At 38.2% G+C, this 16,301-nt stretch carries 16 protein-coding genes; 14 read left to right on the forward strand and 2 right to left on the reverse strand.

From position 1 onward, the window contains the following. Positions 1 to 56: 56 nt before the first annotated feature. Complete coding sequence (locus tag BQ6100_RS03505; protein WP_075980395.1) at positions 57 to 1,721, forward strand: type 2 periplasmic-binding domain-containing protein; 1,665 nt, start codon at positions 57 to 59, stop codon at positions 1,719 to 1,721. A 153-nt stretch (positions 1,722 to 1,874) separates the two neighbouring features. Continuing rightward, positions 1,875 to 2,465 carry a YesL family protein gene (locus tag BQ6100_RS03510; protein ID WP_075980396.1) on the forward strand — a complete coding sequence of 197 codons (591 nt, stop codon included), beginning with the start codon at positions 1,875 to 1,877 and terminating at the stop codon, positions 2,463 to 2,465. 42 nt (positions 2,466 to 2,507) lie between these two features. Here the strand turns inward: BQ6100_RS03510 and BQ6100_RS03515 are convergent, their stop codons facing one another. Beyond that, positions 2,508 to 3,365 carry a sugar phosphate isomerase/epimerase family protein gene (locus tag BQ6100_RS03515; RefSeq protein ID WP_075980397.1) on the reverse strand — a complete coding sequence of 286 codons (858 nt, stop codon included), beginning with the start codon at positions 3,363 to 3,365 and terminating at the stop codon, positions 2,508 to 2,510. A gap of 200 nt (positions 3,366 to 3,565) precedes the next feature. Between BQ6100_RS03515 and BQ6100_RS03520 the strand changes: the two genes are divergently transcribed. From BQ6100_RS03520 to BQ6100_RS03535, 4 genes are read left to right on the forward strand one after another with little or no spacing between them, the layout of a single operon-like run. Next, positions 3,566 to 4,354 (forward strand): sugar phosphate isomerase/epimerase family protein, encoded by a 789-nt coding sequence (locus tag BQ6100_RS03520; protein ID WP_075983420.1) that lies wholly within the window; start codon positions 3,566 to 3,568, stop codon positions 4,352 to 4,354. Further along, complete coding sequence (locus BQ6100_RS03525) at positions 4,351 to 5,355, forward strand: Gfo/Idh/MocA family protein (protein ID WP_075980398.1); 1,005 nt, start codon at positions 4,351 to 4,353, stop codon at positions 5,353 to 5,355. Before BQ6100_RS03520 ends, BQ6100_RS03525 begins: the two co-directional genes overlap by 4 nt. After that, positions 5,352 to 6,329 (forward strand): Gfo/Idh/MocA family protein, encoded by a 978-nt coding sequence (locus tag BQ6100_RS03530; protein ID WP_075980399.1) that lies wholly within the window; start codon positions 5,352 to 5,354, stop codon positions 6,327 to 6,329. The genes BQ6100_RS03525 and BQ6100_RS03530 overlap by 4 nt, the downstream gene beginning before the upstream one ends. Before the next feature lie 32 nt (positions 6,330 to 6,361). After that, a complete protein-coding gene (locus tag BQ6100_RS03535; RefSeq protein ID WP_075980400.1) occupies positions 6,362 to 7,330 on the forward strand; it encodes an acetylxylan esterase in 969 nt (322 codons plus the stop codon). 114 nt (positions 7,331 to 7,444) lie between these two features. On the opposite strand, the gene BQ6100_RS03540 is transcribed toward BQ6100_RS03535, so the two are convergent. After that, a complete protein-coding gene (locus BQ6100_RS03540) occupies positions 7,445 to 8,152 on the reverse strand; it encodes an urease accessory protein UreH domain-containing protein (protein ID WP_075980401.1) in 708 nt (235 codons plus the stop codon). Positions 8,153 to 8,479: 327 nt separating this feature from the next. Here BQ6100_RS03540 and BQ6100_RS03545 point away from each other — a divergent pair, with 327 nt between their 5' ends. The 8 genes from BQ6100_RS03545 to hypF are packed head-to-tail and all read left to right on the forward strand — an operon-like array spanning position 8,480 to position 16,297. Then, positions 8,480 to 9,574: a hydrogenase small subunit gene (locus tag BQ6100_RS03545; protein WP_075983421.1), complete on the forward strand. Its 1,095-nt coding sequence runs from the start codon at positions 8,480 to 8,482 to the stop codon at positions 9,572 to 9,574. Continuing rightward, a complete protein-coding gene (locus BQ6100_RS03550; RefSeq protein WP_075980402.1) occupies positions 9,567 to 11,282 on the forward strand; it encodes a nickel-dependent hydrogenase large subunit in 1,716 nt (571 codons plus the stop codon). Before BQ6100_RS03545 ends, BQ6100_RS03550 begins: the two co-directional genes overlap by 8 nt. A gap of 13 nt (positions 11,283 to 11,295) precedes the next feature. Further along, positions 11,296 to 12,054: a Ni/Fe-hydrogenase, b-type cytochrome subunit gene (gene cybH / locus BQ6100_RS03555; protein ID WP_075980403.1), complete on the forward strand. Its 759-nt coding sequence runs from the start codon at positions 11,296 to 11,298 to the stop codon at positions 12,052 to 12,054. Further along, entirely contained in the window at positions 12,047 to 12,541 is a 495-nt protein-coding gene (locus tag BQ6100_RS03560) for a HyaD/HybD family hydrogenase maturation endopeptidase (protein WP_235816476.1), read from the forward strand. The genes cybH and BQ6100_RS03560 overlap by 8 nt, the downstream gene beginning before the upstream one ends. Next, a complete protein-coding gene (locus tag BQ6100_RS03565) occupies positions 12,538 to 12,954 on the forward strand; it encodes a hypothetical protein (protein WP_075980404.1) in 417 nt (138 codons plus the stop codon). The genes BQ6100_RS03560 and BQ6100_RS03565 overlap by 4 nt, the downstream gene beginning before the upstream one ends. Before the next feature lie 39 nt (positions 12,955 to 12,993). Further along, positions 12,994 to 13,344, forward strand: a complete 351-nt coding sequence (locus BQ6100_RS03570; protein WP_075980405.1) for a hydrogenase maturation nickel metallochaperone HypA/HybF — start codon at positions 12,994 to 12,996, stop codon at positions 13,342 to 13,344. A gap of 5 nt (positions 13,345 to 13,349) precedes the next feature. Beyond that, the gene (hypB, locus tag BQ6100_RS03575; protein ID WP_075980406.1) at positions 13,350 to 14,009 is read left to right on the forward strand and encodes a hydrogenase nickel incorporation protein HypB; all 660 of its coding nucleotides are present in this window, start codon (positions 13,350 to 13,352) and stop codon (positions 14,007 to 14,009) included. Continuing rightward, positions 13,970 to 16,297, forward strand: coding sequence for a carbamoyltransferase HypF (gene hypF, locus BQ6100_RS03580; protein WP_075980407.1), 2,328 nt, complete (start codon positions 13,970 to 13,972; stop codon positions 16,295 to 16,297). Before hypB ends, hypF begins: the two co-directional genes overlap by 40 nt. The last annotated feature ends 4 nt before the right edge of the window (positions 16,298 to 16,301 follow it).

Consider the following 16,301-nt stretch of genomic DNA (forward strand, 5'->3'; position numbering starts at 1 on the left):
ACTACTAAGGCTTGATTATTATATAGAGTTTAAATAAACAAGGGGGATAGAGAAGTATGAAAAAATTTATATCCATTCTATTTTGTTTTCTATTAATTTTTTCATTGGCAGCATGTAAATCTGAAAAGACATCAAAAGAAGCTGATAAAGATTCAAAAGGAAAAGGTGGAACAGGGACGGAGAATATTGATGTAAACGTAAATATTAACTGGATTCCAGCAGTAAAGAATGATGGTATTTTTGACAAGCTAAGAGCAGAGGCTTCTGGCGTTATGACCAACTGGAGTTATACCCAAGGAGACGAGGCTACTGCAAGAAGATTGTTATTAACAAGTGGAAAGCTGCCTGATGTAATGGTTGGAGTTGGTCCAAAGGGAGATGTTGAGGCAGACCTTCTTAATGCCAAAGCGGTTGAACCAATTGAAAAGTACTTGGATATGCCTGATAAATATCCTAATCTAGCAAAAATCCCGGACCTTATAAAAAAATATGTTCAAAACGAGGATGGGCATACTTACTTTATTCCAACCTTCATTGAGCTTGAGGGACAGCAAAATGATTTAGAGAAGTTTGGAGATTGGGGTCAAATGGGATATTGGGTCAGAACAGATATCCTTGAGAAGGTTGGCATGACAAAAGATGATTTAAAAACAATTAGTGGCTTTGAGAAATTTCTAACTGAGGCTTCAAAATTGAAAGATTCACAAGGAAAGTCATTAATTCCACTTACCATTGGAGAGAACTTCCAAGGGTGGAGAGCTGTTGGTTCTTCCTTTGGACTAGATACATTCAATGAAGCGAATGGTTTTTACCCATATAATGATGGAAAATTTACTGCAGCACGTGATCATGAGAATTATAAAAAAGCATGGAAATGGTTGAATAGCTTATATCAAAAAGGACTACTTGATAAGGAAGCTCCAACAGCTAAAAAGGAAATTACTCTACAAAAAATTAGCTCTGGAAAAGCAGCTGCGTATATTGGACAGATGACAGATTTAGCAACTGGACCATGGGCGGCAGCGAAGGACATGAATGATGTATCCACAAAGTTTGAAGCGATACCTTTCCCGTTAGCGGATGGAGTTAGTAAAATTGGTTCAGCTGAAGGCCATAGCCCGTTCCCTTGGGTTGGAGCTTATATTATGAAGGGATCCAACATAGAAGCAACCCTAAAATATATTGATTGGGCGCTTGGCAGTGACCTAATGACAGTGAATTTTGGACCTCCTGGAGAAGGACCTAAATATGCATGGAATTGGGCAGATGATAAGAAAAGCTGGTCATTTAACAAAGAAGTGGTTGATGACTTAACTTCTGGTGATGCAAACAGAACACAAAAATATGGCGCTCAGCCTTGGTTCTTAGGTAACACATCGATTGACGATGTAACAACAAATAAAAGTAAATGGGATAAAATTGATTTCCAATTAAACCAAAAGAATGGTCGCTTCTTAAGAGATCAAGGTGTATCCCGTGAAAATCACAATTATGATAGTGTTCCTGTAGCGAAAGGTGGGGTCGTTGAAAAATATACCCCAGCGATTACAGATGTGGAGAATGAGTATAGAGCGAAGTTATTAGTTTCCAAAAATGATAGTGAGTTTAATAGTACATGGGATAAATATAGAAAAGATTTAGAGAAAAAAGGAAAATGGACAGAGTATAAAAAGGAATGGGAAAAAGAATACGAAAAGTGGAGTAAAAAGATGGATTACTAATTTCTTAGAGAATTAGAACGAGGGGTTGTCTCAAAAACACGTAGTCTGATAGCACATTACAATATCTAGTATCAAAGGAGATTCTAGAGAATTTTGTGTAATGGGAATACGGAATGGAGGCGGCCCCTAGTCTTCTTTTAGGAGGTAAGGGTAATGGAGGAGTCCTTTGGAAGTGGGAAATGGTTCATGCTTTTAAATAGTGTTTTCCAGTTCATTTATCTAAATTTACTTTGGCTTATTTTTTCAATTCCATTGATTACAATTGGTCCATCAACGGCAGCGATGTTTGGTGTTGTACGGAAATGGATAAGAAAAGAAGATGTTGATATTTTCCCAGCCTATGTGAGGTTATTTAGGGAGAATTTTATCCATAGTTTTATTTTAGGATGTACCGGAGCGGTGCTTACGGTTTTATTAATGGTTCACCTTTATTTGGTGAATCGCATGATACTACCATATCAGTTCATAGGATTGTTCCTGTTCGGGATTTTAGTCATCATTTTTTCCCTGATTTTTGTTTCGGTTTTTTCAGTGATGGTTCATTTTCGTACAGGGTATCAAGGAATTGTTAAAAATTCTTTTTTTCTCGCAGTGGAGAAGCCGCAATTAGCCTTTTTGAAGGTTTTTATTTTATTCCTAGCCTTTTTTTTGTTTTGGAAATATCCGGTGATGATTTTTGTTTTAGGGAGTACGGTTGCCTATTTTATTCACTTAATTTCTCATCATCAGTTAATAAAAACATAGATAAAAAAAGCCCAAGATATGATCTTGGACCTGTTTAACTTTTTAATTATTTGCTGCTGTTGGATTTAGGTTTTTAAGTAATTGAATGGTATAGTCTATCGCTTTTTCTGAGCCAAGTTTTTGTTCCTCTCTTCCTTCAAACTCAACTGTATACCAACCATTGTAACCAGAATCTTTGAGGGTTTGAAGAATGAAAGGTAAATTGACTTCACCTTCCCCAGCGATTTTACCTAAATAATAGTCTCCCTTTAAAGAAGGTATTATTTGTTCACCTGGTGCATTTACTTTAAAAAAGTCTTTAATATGAACATGTTTAACACAATCCTTTAATTCTAAGATGGCATCCATAGGATTTTGGTCTACTAATAGGAAATTTCCAGAATCAAAGGTACTCCTTAATGCAGGTGAACCGATCCTTTTTATGATCTCGAGGATTTGATCGCTTCTTCCAGCAAATTGACCATGATTTTCGATGCAAAGGGTTATATTCTTGCTTTCTGCATATTTGGTAGCTTCTTTCAGACCCTCCAATATATATTTCATACCATCTTCAAAAGAAACCGATGGATTTGTGTTTCCTGAGAAAACTCGAACGATTGGTGCTTGAAGATGACTAGCTGTGTCAACTGCGTCTATTAAAATCTGAAGCTGTTTGTCTCTTTCATTTTTATCGTGGGATACAAAGTTGTTATCAGCTGCATAGCAAGGGATTTCTAGGTTATATTTTCTTAATGATTCTTTAACAAGAGGAAGTTCTTCTTTTTGATTTTTCCAAAAGATATCAAGAAGCTCAACGCCTGTTGCATTGGTCGATGCAACAAAGTCGATAAAATCCAAAACAGACCAAGTACCGTCATACCAGTATTTATGTACACTCCACATGCTCAAACTAACTTTCATATTGATATCAACTCCTTATTGGTAATAAGAAAATTTTACCATACGGTGAAATAAAACACCACAAATTAATTAAAAAAAGAAAATTTTCTTCATTTTTAATGAAAGGAGCATCCATTTTGTATACAATATAGGGGAAATATTCCAATTTGGGAAAGGGAGGGATTATTATTAAAAAAGGAATTAATCTTTGGTGTTTTCCGATGGAATGGTCACTCAAGAGTAAATTAAAGCTTGCAAGTGAAGCCGGCTTTTCAGGAATTGAGTTAAATCTTGAAGAGACAGGAGCATTCAGTATGGAGACGAATCTAACGGGAGTGAAAGGGGTTCAGAAATTAGTAAGTTCCTATAATTTGGAGATTACTAGCATTTCAACATCCTTGCTATGGAAATATCCAATAACAGACAATGACCCTGAAATTAGGGAGATTGCAAAAACGATCATTCGAAAAATGCTTTTGTTCGCTAAGATATTGGCTATTGATACGATATTAATCGTTCCTGGAGTCGTTGATGCTGAGGTTTCTTATGATCAAGCCTATGAAAGGTCCAAGGATATATTAAGGGAACTTGCAGAAGATGCAAAGGAATGTAAAGTATCCATTGCTATTGAAAATGTATGGAACAAATTTTTATTAAGTCCATTAGAAATGAAAGGTTTTATCGAGGAAATACAATCAGAATACATAAGGGTTTATTTTGATGTTGGAAATATTTTGAATTACGGATACCCAGAGCAATGGATTTCCATTCTAGGTCCCTTAATAAAAAAGGTTCATGTAAAGGATTTTAAAACCGAAATAGGAAACATTCACGGCTTTACTTCGTTGTTTCATGGGGATGTTAATTGGTATAAGGTTATGCAGGCATTAAGAACAATAAAATATAACGACTATATTACGGCAGAAATCATGCCGAGTTTAGAGCCAGAGAAGATGATTTATGAAATCTCACATTCAATGGATGAATTAATAAAAGGAGGTCAAATATGATTAAAGTAGCTGTTCTAGGAGCTGGAACTATGGGGTCAGTTCATGCAGAGGCCTATAGTAAAATGAAAAATACCCAATTGGTGGGAATTGTAGATATACGAAAGAGTATTGGATTATCTGTTGCAGAAAGAGTGAATACAACCCTTTATTCATCAGTTGATGAAATGCTAGAAAAAGAGAATCCTGATGTTGTAGACATATGTCTACCAACCTATTTGCATCGAGAGTATGTTGAGCGAATTGCTAAGGCAAAAAAACATATTATTTGTGAAAAACCAATAGCAAGGACCCTTGAACAAGCAAGAGAGATGATAGAGATTACAGAAAGGGAAGGGGTCAAATTATTTATTGCTCATGTATTACGCTTTTTCCCTGAGTTTGTAAGGGCACGGGAGCTAGTTGTGAATGGTGCCATAGGAGAAGTGGGAATGGTTCGGTCAATGAGAGGGGGAGTATTTCCTGAAGCATGGGAGGACTGGTATGCAAACTATGAGAAATGTGGAACCCTTATTGTTGATATGATTATTCACGATTTTGATTATTTGCGATGGTGTTTTGGGGAGGTAGAAAGAGTTTATGCAAAAAGCCAATGGGGTAGAGATTTTCACAGGATGGATCATGCATTAGTAACGATTCGTTTTAAAAATGGAGTGATTGCTCATACCGAAGGAACCTGGGCCTATCCTGAGGGATTTAGGGTAGAACTTGAAATTGCCGGGAAAGATGGAATTATCCATTATGATAGTGACGAAACCATTTCTATTAAGTCATCTTTAAATGCTTCGCATGGGGCAAGCCAAGGTGTAGCCGTACCTGAGAGTCCCCTTGAAAAGAACCCATATGAGTTGGAATTAGAGCATTTTATCGAATGTATTAAAGAGGATAAAGTTCCGATTGTGACACCTGAAGATGCATATAAGGCATTAGAAATAAGCCTTGCTGCTTTGGAATCTGTAAAAACAGGGAAACCTGTTGAATTAGTAGGAGGGAACTTAGGATGAACATAGGAATTATAAGCTTTGCTCATATGCATGCAAATAGTTATGCAGACTGTTTATTAGAGATTGATGGGGTAAGCCTTTATGGCATTTCAGATGATAATGTGGCAAGGGGAAATGCTGCTGCAGAAAGGTATGATACTAGATTTATAGAAGATTATCATAATTTGTTAGCCTTGAATGAGTTAGACGGGGTAATTATTTGTACAGAAAATGCAAAGCACAAAGAGGTAGTATTAGCAGCTGCTAAAGCAGGAAAGCATGTTCTTTGCGAAAAGCCGTTGGCCGTCAATAAAGAAGACGCCTGGGAGATGATTGAAGTATGCAGGCAACATGGGGTTATTCTTCAAACCGCCTTTCCAGTTCGTTATAATGCTTCAGTAAAAAGAGTGAAACAGATGATTGAAAAAGGGGATTTAGGAAGGATTGTATCGATAAGGAGTACGAACAGAGGCCAAAACCCAGGAGGATGGTTCGTCAATCAGGAGCTTTCAGGTGGTGGAGCGGTACTTGATCATACTGTTCATGTTATTGATTTAATGAGATGGTTTATGAATAGTGAAGTAAAAGAGGTATATGCAGAAATCGATACAAAGTTTTGTGATTTTCCAATAGATGATTGTGGAATATTGACATTGGAGTTTGATAATGGTGTTTTTGCTTCCCATGATCCAAGCTGGTCCCGATCAAAAACATTCCCAACTTGGGGAGATGTTACGATGGAAATTGTAGGTACAAAGGGAGTTACAAGACTAAATGCCTTTGCCCAAAATCTTACATTGTATAGTGATAAGGAAAAGAAAATTTCTCAGGAATTTTGGGGCAACTCGATGGATAAAGGTCTTATTCAAGATTTTATTTCTGCTATTACAGAGAAAAGAGAACCATCCATTTCAGGCTATGATGGATTAAAGGCAATGGAGGTTGCATTAGCGGCCTATGAATCTGCGAGATTGAAAAAACCAGTTTTAATATAAATGTTTTATTTAATAAGGAGGGAGGGCTTAGAATGCTTCGTCAAATAGCAGATTTTTCATTAGAGGACTTGCATAGCTATAAGCCAACACTAACAGCGAGGGAGGATTTTGTAGACTTTTGGCAAACGATGAGTAGTCAAGTACCACCGCAAATAGATGCAGAAGTAAATTGGCTTTCATATCCAATAGAGCAAGTGAAAGTTGCAGATGTTACTATTAAATCTTGGGATCATACACCTTTAAGGGCATGGCTCATATCTCCAAATCAATTAAATAAGGAAACGCCAGCCCTACTCCATTTTCACGGATATACAGATAGTCGAGGACAGGTTGAGCAATATCTAAAGTGGGCTTTGCAAGGAATTACAGTAATTAGCTTTGAAATTCGCGGTCAAGGATTTTCCCCTGATTATGCAAAATATCCAAATGGTACACAAATACAAGGATGGATGACCTTGGGTATTGAGGAGAAGGGCTCTTATTATTACGCAAACGTATATAAAGATGTTATGGCTTGTGTTAATTGGGCTTTTGAATTAGATGGTATTGACCGAACTCGGGTTGGTGTATTTGGAGAGTCTCAAGGAGGTGCACTCGCTCTAGTGGCCGCGGCAATGAATCAAGAAATTCAAATGGTAATGGCTGATTATCCATTTCTATCTCATTTTGAACGTGCCCTAAAAATTGCATCAGGTCCATATACAGAGATTCTTTATTATTTTAAATATAGAGATCCCGAAGGAAAGAGATATGAGAAGGTTCTAGAGAACTTAAGTTATTTTGATATGATGAATTTTGCGCCGCTAGTGAAATGCCCAAGTTTATTATGTATAGGTTTGGAAGACAGTGTGACTCCTCCTTCAACCGTCTTTTCAGTTTATAATCTTTTAGGATCCACAAATAAAGACATAAAAGTATATCCTGAACATTCTCATGAATTAATCTCTTGGCATGAAGAGGAAAAGATAAAATTTGTTTGTAAGTATTTTTTAAGTAATTGAGTTTTTGTGTAAGAAGAGTTATTAGGAGTTAAGTATTCACTAATGGTTGTGGAGTCTGACATCTCTGTATAAAAACGAGGTGTCAGGCTCCTTTGGGTGACTGGCACCACATTCCTAGAACCAGATTGAGAATAATCCTTCTGTGATGCCGAGGTTATACATATAATAGACTCCGAATAAGGTACTAATTGTCCCAGTAGCCTGGGTAAGCCAAGTATTGACTCTTTCTTTGCTAGCAGTAAGAACAAACGGAATGCCGATTATTGTCGTAGATATAAGCATTCCTGCAACAGTGCCTAAACCAAAAACTAGCATATACATTGCACCTTGCCAAACAGAAGAAACCGTAGACATAGTTAATACAACCATTGCCGCACTTCCTGCAAGACCGTGTATAATTCCAATGAACATAGATTTCAAATAGGATACTTTTTTATGTATGTGTGCAGTGCTCGGTTTGACCGGATGTAAATGAAAATGGTCATGATTTATTTCACTATGAGTATGTGTTGTGGCACCTATTCTTCTTAAATTAAAGATACTTGATACACCTAAATAAACAAGCATTATCCCAACGAGAAATTCAAGTGATAATGCCCATTCTTCGGGAATTTCACCTTTCATAAATATGACAGACATACCAACAACAAACAATGTTAGAGTATGTCCAATCCCCCAGAAAACCCCAGCCAATGATGATCGAGAAAGCTTTTTGCTTTGACTAGCAATCGTAGATACGGCAATGACATGATCGGGTTCGAGGGCATGTTTAATTCCAAGAACAAATCCTATTAGTAGAATAGAAAATAAAGAGCCTTCCATATTTCTCCCCCCATTGATATCAAATTTGTTTTGATTATACCTTATTCGAAAGAGAATGACTCTTCAAAATTCTATCCTAAATGTGACAAATGTCATTTTTATTGAAAACAATTGTCAGAGTTCACTCTTTGTTCACAATTATTTGACAATTTCGTGAATATTATGAACAACTGGAAGAGAACCCCTTTATAAGTAGTATTTTTAAGATAATAGGGGGTTTTGTGTACATGAGAGAGTTATTTCACCTTTGTTGTTACATCTATTTCAATCAACAAAGCAGCCTAGCATTCTACTAAAAAATCGAACAAAAAGGGGGGAGTATCTGTGTTGAAAACGAAAGAAAATACCATTTACGAAGAGGCTCTTTCAAGGGGCTTTTCTCGTCGTGATTTCTTGAAAATGTGTACAGCCTTAGCTGCCACTATGGGTCTTAGCTTCAAAGAAACGGACAAAGTGGCACATGCTATGGAGTCCAATAAACGTGTTCCGGTTATCTGGCTTGAATTTCAAAGCTGTACAGGTTGTTCGGAGTCATTTATTCGATCAACACATCCAAAGGTTGAAAGCGTTTTATTTGACATGATTTCATTGGAATATAGTGAAGTGCTTTCAGCTGCTGCGGGGCATCAAATTGAAGAGGCTATGCAGAATGTTGTTAAAGAAAACTCGGGTGAATATGTGCTAATTGTTGAAGGTGCTGTACCTGAGGCTGAATTTACAACAATTGGAGGAAAAGCTGCGAAAGATATTCTTTTGGAAGCTGCAAAAGGTGCAAAAATGGTGGTTACATATGGTAGCTGTGCATCCTGGGGGGGAATTCCAGCTGCTAATCCTAATCCAACAAAAAGTGTACCAGTAACAGATTTAGTGAAGGACATACCAGTTGTTCGTGTCCCTGGTTGTCCGCCAATTGCAGAGGTTATGACTGGTGTTATTGCCCATATTATTACTTTTGGTGTAGTCCCTGAGTTAGATCAGCTAGGACGACCAAAAGCGTTCTTTAGACATAGAATTCATGATAAGTGTAACCGCCGCGCTTATTTTGATGCAGGTTTGTTTGCAGAGTCCTTTGATGATATCGGTGCAAAGCAAGGCTACTGTCTATATAAACTTGGTTGTAAAGGGCCAACAACATATAGTGCATGCCCTGAGATGCGTTGGAATGGAGGTACGAGCTATCCGATTCAATCAGGAAATCCTTGCATAGGTTGTACAGAGAAGAATTTCTGGGATAATGGACCATTCTTCACACGACTCGCTAAAATTCCTGGAACTCAAACTACAATCAACCCTGATAAAGTCGGCTTGACCCTAGCTGGAGTTACAGTTGCTGGTGTAGCGGCTCATGCAGGAGTGACTGCTGTAGTGAAAAATAAAAAGGAAAATCAGGCATCAAGTGACGAGGTGAATCATAATGGCTAAACGAATCGTAGTGGATCCAATATCTAGGATAGAAGGACATCTTCGTATCGAGGCTGATATTAAAGAGGGGGCCATTTCAAAAGCATATAGCTCAGGAACATCGGTACGTGGACTCGAATTGATTGTGCGTGAAAGAGATCCTCGTGATGTTTGGGCATTTGTCCAAAGAATATGTGGTGTATGTACAAGCTCACATGCCCTTGCTTCTATTCGTTCAGTGGAAGATGCATTAGATATTAAAATACCAAAAAACGCAAGTCTTATTCGCAATATCATGAATGAAGCATTATACATTCATGACCATGTTGTTCATTTTTATCATTTACATGCTTTTGACTGGGTCGATGTCGTTGATGCGTTAAATGCAGATCCGAAAAAAACAAGCCAAATTGCTCAGTCAATTTCCGATTGGCCAAAGTCATCTCCAGGCTATTTTGCGGAAGTGAAAAATAAAGTGAAAAAAGTAGTAGATAGCGGTCAGCTTGGAATTTTTGCCAATGGTTATTGGGGACATACAGCTTATAAGCTCCCACCAGAAGTGAATTTATTAGCCGTTGCTCACTATCTGGAAGCGTTAGATTGGCAAAAAGAAATCGTTAAGATTCAAACAATATTTGGAGGAAAAAATCCACACCCTCACTATGTCGTTGGTGGTATGGCCACTCCGTTAGATATTAACAGTGATAACGGTATTCATGCGGAGAGACTAATGCATGTTTCTCAATTAATTGATCAAGCAAGAGATTTTGTAACGAAAGTATATATTCCAGATTTACTTGCTATAGGTTCCTATTATAAGGATTGGACTTATGGAGGAGGCTTAAATAATTATCTCGTATACGGGGATTTCCCAACAGGAGATATTCGTGATACCGATACTTACCGTGTCCCTCGAGGAATTATCTTAGATGGAGATTTCAGCAAAATCCATGATGTAGATCCTAAGGATCCAAAACAAATCAAGGAATTTATTGATCATTCATGGTATACCTACGATGGGAAAGAAAGTGGCGGAAAACATCCATGGGAAGGTGAAACGACCTTTAATTACACAGGACCAAAGCCTCCATATGATCAACTAAATGTAGAGGATAAATACAGTTGGCTGAAATCCCCTCGTTGGAATGAAAAACCAATGGAAACGGGACCTCTTGCTAGAATGTTAGTTGGGTATGCATCAGGACGTGAGGAATATGTAAAGATTGTTGATGATACCTTGAAAAAACTAAATATTCCACTAGCAGCCCTACAATCTGCATTAGGTAGAACCGTTGCACGTGGTCTTGAATCCGTTCTAATTGCAGGCTGGATGCGAGATGATATGGATAAATTATTGGCAAACATTAAAAATGGTGATCAAACAACCTTTGACCGTACGAAATGGGAACCAGAATCTTGGCCGAAAAATGCCAAAGGTGTTGGTTGGATGGAAGCACCTCGTGGTTCTCTTGGTCATTGGATTCAAATTTCCGATAAGAAAGTGAAAAACTATCAGGCTGTCGTACCAACAACATGGAATGCTTCACCAATCGACCATAATGGCAATATCGGTGCCTATGAGGCATCTCTAAAAAATACACCGATTGCTGATCCGAAAAAGCCACTTGAAATTTTGCGGATCGTGCATTCTTTTGACCCTTGCTTGGCATGCGCAGTTCATTTAACCGACCTAGAGAATCAAGAGTCAACGGAAATAAGATTAGGTTAGGAGGAGGGATCAAATGTCCAACCCCAACAATAAAAATCTAAAGCCGGGCTCGACTGTTGATCAGGCAAGAACATTAGGGAAGGTTTATGTCTGGGAGCTCCCAATTCGTGTTTTCCATTGGGTGAATGTATTATCTATTGTTCTTTTAATGTTAACAGGTATATACATTGGCAATCCGTTTGTGGGTTCATCCATCCCCGAGGAGGCCTATTATTCGAATGTCATGGGATGGGTACGTTACATCCATTTCTTTGCTGCATTCTTATTTACAGCAAATATAATCTTCCGGTTATATTGGGCTTTTAAAGGGAATAAGTACACCAGATCAAACCCATTTAAAGCTCAGTTTTGGAAAGATGTATGGCAGACAATCAAGTATTATCTGTTCTTGCCAAATAAGAAGCAACATACAGTAGGACATAACAAATTAGCTGAATTAAGCTATTTAATTTTTATAGGCATTGGTTCAGTAATCATGATTTTAACAGGGTATTACTTATTCTTTGAACCGCAGTTTGAATCAACTATTGGCGGAATGTTTAACCGTGTTGGTACTTTATTTGGGGCTGATAGCTTTACCATTCGTTCGTTCCATCATCTTGTTGCTTGGGGATTTGTTCTCTTTGTTATTGTTCACCTTTATATGGTATTCCGAGAAGACTGGTTGAGCAGAAATGGAACAACATCTTCCATTATTACAGGATATAAAACAGAAAAAGTCGATGACAATGGCGATAAGGGCCATAAGTCGGAAGGTGGAAAGAGTGCATAATCAGTCATTGTCACATACAGAAAATATTAAGATTATCGGTATCGGCAACACCCTCTATTCAGATGAGGGTGTTGGCGTACACCTTATACCGTATTTGGAAAAGGCACTATCGGGTTTTGACCGTGTTGAAATCATTGAAGGGGCCACAGACGGGATGAGATTGCTCGAGCCAGTGGAGGATGCAGACTATCTAATTGTAATAGACGCTATTAATGCCGGAAGGCCTGCTGGGGAGCTTATCACAATCAAAAATGAGGAAATCCCGAAATACTATGGGGTAAAAATGTCTGTCCACCAAATTGGCTTTCAGGAGGTTTTACTTGCGGCTGACTTGCAAGAAAGGCTACCAAAGGAAATGATTATGTTTGGTATACAGCCTGCTTCACTCGATTTAGGTCTTGAGCTTTCAGATATTGTAAAGGGGAAGCTACCTGAACTCGTGGCAAACGTTGTTAATCAAGTTCAACAATGGAGTGAACAAGAGTGAAAAGGTCCGAGTTTTTTGCCGAAATGGGGAAAGGCTTGTTCAAGACAGTGAAAGAAGTAACATCACCATTTATTTCTGATGATTTAGATAAGATTGACTCAATAATGGATGATTTCATTGGGTTGAAATGGTATGAAATCGGAGCAGGTGATTCTTTGCTAACCAATGAGGTTTATGATTTTTTTATTGCCGGTAGGACGATTTCTATTATAAATAGTAAGCATTCCTTAAAGGCTTTCAATAGAATATGTCCAAATTGCAAGACGATGACCCAATGGTTAGCTTACGAGAAGGTATTTAAATGTTTAATTTGTGAGGACGTTTACCATGTAGAAGCAGATAACGGTGAATTGGTTTTGAAAAAATATCCTCTGAAAAAAGAATCAGGAAAATGGTATATAGGTATAAATTAAATCAATATTCAGATAATTAATACTATAAGGAAGATAATTATGCATGAAATGGCACTCATGGGGGATATCCTTCAGCTAGTTGAAAATGATGCGCGTTCAAGGGATATCAAACATATAGAAAAAATAGAACTGGTTGTCGGTGATTTAAGTAATGCTCTTCCTGATGCGCTCGAAATGGCGTTTGAAGTTTTTCGGGCAAGAAGGCTTGCTTTGTTATCTGAGGAATCTCAATTATTAATCATTAAAGAAGCAGCCCGAGCCAAATGTACTGTATGCGGGCATGAGTATAATCCAGATACACGAATAAGTATCTGTCCAGAATGCAGGCTGCCCAGTGGTATACTGACTGCCGGTGAGACATTCAAGGTTCAGTCATATGAAGGGAGTTAGGGAACATGAAAATTGATTTAGATGTAGAAGTACTAGCTGATAATAACACGGCTGCAAAGTATAATAGGGATCTTTTTGAAAAGAAAAAAACATTAGTTATCAATTTAATGAGTTCTCCGGGTGCCGGCAAAACAACCTTGTTAGAGAAAACAGTTGCTGCATTAGGTAGTGATTATCGTATTGGTGTGATTGAAGGAGATTTAGCTACGGAAAAGGATGCTGATCGCATTAGGGCATATGGTGCTCAAGCTGTTCAAATTAATACAAATGGTGGCTGTCATTTAGATGCAAGAATGATTGCAAAAGTGCTTCCGCAGTTTGATTTTGATGATATTGATATATTATTTATTGAAAATGTGGGAAACCTTGTTTGTCCATCAGGATATGACCTTGGCCAGAATCACAAGGTAGCCATCTTAAGTGTGCCAGAAGGAAATGACAAAATTCCAAAGTATCCTGTGATGTTTCGCCGTACTGAAATGGTTATTTTGAATAAAATTGATTTGTTGCCTTATTTAGATTTTGATGTTGATATGGCAATTGAGGATTTAAAAGGAATCAATCCAGAATCTCAATTGATTCAAGTATCATCTCGAACTGGCGAAGGATTGGATGTGTGGCTCTCATGGATCAAGCAAGCATACATACAAAACCAAGAGCGATAAAAATAACAGTGAAAGGGCGGGTTCAGGGTGTCGGATTCCGCCCCTTCATTTTTCAATTAGCAGATGAATATGGAATTAAAGGAACCGTCCAAAACAATATGGATGGAGTTAAAATATATGCAGAAGGTGATGGAAAGGCCATTGAAGACTTTGTAGCTTCTATCCAATCTAAATCACCAAGGCTATCTAGAATTGATCAAGTTGAGGTAATAGAGGTTGCTTTTTCTGGGTTTCAAATCTTCAGTATTATACCAAGCGAACGTACAGGTAAGTCATCGCTGGTTATTCCCATTGACTCAGCTGTTTGTGATGATTGTTTAGATGAAATGAGAGACCCGAAAAATTTTCGCTATCGTTATCCATTTATCAATTGTACTCAATGTGGGCCAAGATACACCATTATAGAAGCTTTGCCATATGACCGGCCATACACAGTAATGAAGGAATTTGATATGTGCAATGAATGCAAAGATGAATATGAGGACCCAATGAATCGGCGTCACCATGCTCAACCGATTGCTTGTGGAACATGTGGCCCAGAGGTTTGCTTAAAGACCATGAAAGGGGAAGTTGTCGCAAAACAAGAAGAAGCAATGAGTATGGCTTCCTCTCTTTTACATAAGGGAAAAATTATCGCCATCAAGGGGATTGGTGGTTATCATTTGGCATGTGATGCATTTAATGATATAGCAGTCAGCACCCTTAGGGAAAGAAAAGGGCGTCCGAGTCGTCCTCTAGCGGTTATGGCAGCAACAGTTAATGTGGTAAAGGAGATATGTCTTGTCTCAGATCAAGAAAGGGATGTACTGAAATCACCGGAGGCTCCTATTGTTATTATGAATAAGAAAAGGGATAGCGGCTTAGCCGATGGTCTTGCCCCTGGTTTGAACACAATAGGTGTCATGCTCCCTTATACCCCTCTTCATCATTTATTATTTGATGAAGGTGAGATTACTGTTTTGGTCATGACAAGCGCGAATCCATCTGGACTCCCAATGCTATATCAGGATGAGGAGGCATTTTCTTATCTTGATGGTATTGCTGACTATGTATTATCAAATACCCGAGGAATTTTGCATCCATTGGACGATTCTGTTGTTCAGTTTATTGATGGCAAAATGGCCTTTCTAAGAAGGTCAAGAGGTTATGTTCCAGACCCAATGGTAACTAATCAACCTATTCATGGTGTTGTTGCTCTTGGACCTCAGCAAAAAAATACATTTGCCATAGGCAGGCATGAACAAATTTTTATAGGTCCACATATTGGTGAAATGGAAAATCTGGAGGTTGTCAATCACTTTCAGCATGAATTCCATCACTTGATGAAGTGGATGGGAATCCAAGCGGAGACAATTGCTGTAGATATGCATCCAGGCTATATGACAAGTGAGCTAGCAGAGAAGATGGAAGGGGAAGTCATTCCAGTTCAGCATCATCATGCCCATATGGTCTCTTGTATGGAGGATAATGGGATTAATGATACAGCATTTGGAATAATATTAGATGGTACTGGGTATGGTGAGGATGGCCATATTTGGGGCTTTGAAATTTTATATGGGGATGCCTCCAGTTATAAACGGCTAGCCCATCTTAAATATACTCATTTGCCGGGTAACGAAAAGGCGATTAATGAGCCTTGGAGGAATGCTACTGCTATGTTGGTGGATTACTTTGGGGACTATGGACGCCAGTTAGCAGAAAGATTGTTTCACAATAAAGTCTATGAAATTGAAATTCTTACAAAGATGATTAATAAGGAGCTGAACAGTCCTCTTGCAGGAACATGTGGGCGCTTATTCGATGCAGTGAGCGCAATCCTTGGTATTTGTGAAGTAGCCACCTATGACGGAGAAGCGGCCATAAGGTTATCAGAACAAATGATAGAAGGGGCATCTGTTGAGCCTTATCCGTACGAAATGGTGCAAAACAGTGATTCGGAGCTAGAAATAATAGACTTTGGCCCTTCATTACTAAGTATTGTGAAGGAACGGTTGAACGGAGTATCAATCAAAACAATTGTACAAAAATTTCATGAAACGATCGTAGCTATATGTGTTGATCGAATCGTTTCTTTAAGCAAGAAGAATCCAGACCTTCATAAAAATGTTGTCTTATCTGGGGGAAGCTTTCATAATCCATTCTTGTCAAAAGAAATAGCTAATAGGCTAAGAGATAAGGAGTTTCAAGTATTTACCCATGAACGAGTTCCATGTAATGATGGTGGGCTCTCACTTGGACAACTTATCATAGCAGCGAACAAAAAATATGGACAAGAGATGAAGGAATAGGGGG

This window comes from Bacillus massilinigeriensis (assembly GCF_900117315.1).
In the GTDB taxonomy this organism is placed as follows: domain Bacteria; phylum Bacillota; class Bacilli; order Bacillales; family Cytobacillaceae; genus Bacillus_BE; species Bacillus_BE massilionigeriensis.

Bases quoted from the DNA above. Each gene is read 5' to 3' on its own strand.
- BQ6100_RS03505 (WP_075980395.1), top strand. From the start codon at position 57: ATGAAAAAATTTATATCCATTCTATTTTGTTTTCTATTAATTTTTTCA.
- BQ6100_RS03510 (WP_075980396.1), top strand. From the start codon at position 1,875: ATGGAGGAGTCCTTTGGAAGTGGGAAATGGTTCATGCTTTTAAATAGT.
- BQ6100_RS03515 (WP_075980397.1), bottom strand. From the start codon at position 3,365: ATGAAAGTTAGTTTGAGCATGTGGAGTGTACATAAATACTGGTATGAC.
- BQ6100_RS03520 (WP_075983420.1), top strand. From the start codon at position 3,566: ATGGAATGGTCACTCAAGAGTAAATTAAAGCTTGCAAGTGAAGCCGGC.
- BQ6100_RS03525 (WP_075980398.1), top strand. From the start codon at position 4,351: ATGATTAAAGTAGCTGTTCTAGGAGCTGGAACTATGGGGTCAGTTCAT.
- BQ6100_RS03530 (WP_075980399.1), top strand. From the start codon at position 5,352: ATGAACATAGGAATTATAAGCTTTGCTCATATGCATGCAAATAGTTAT.
- BQ6100_RS03535 (WP_075980400.1), top strand. From the start codon at position 6,362: ATGCTTCGTCAAATAGCAGATTTTTCATTAGAGGACTTGCATAGCTAT.
- BQ6100_RS03540 (WP_075980401.1), bottom strand. From the start codon at position 8,152: ATGGAAGGCTCTTTATTTTCTATTCTACTAATAGGATTTGTTCTTGGA.
- BQ6100_RS03550 (WP_075980402.1), top strand. From the start codon at position 9,567: ATGGCTAAACGAATCGTAGTGGATCCAATATCTAGGATAGAAGGACAT.
- cybH (WP_075980403.1), top strand. From the start codon at position 11,296: ATGTCCAACCCCAACAATAAAAATCTAAAGCCGGGCTCGACTGTTGAT.
- BQ6100_RS03570 (WP_075980405.1), top strand. From the start codon at position 12,994: ATGCATGAAATGGCACTCATGGGGGATATCCTTCAGCTAGTTGAAAAT.
- hypB (WP_075980406.1), top strand. From the start codon at position 13,350: ATGAAAATTGATTTAGATGTAGAAGTACTAGCTGATAATAACACGGCT.
- hypF (WP_075980407.1), top strand. From the start codon at position 13,970: ATGGATCAAGCAAGCATACATACAAAACCAAGAGCGATAAAAATAACA.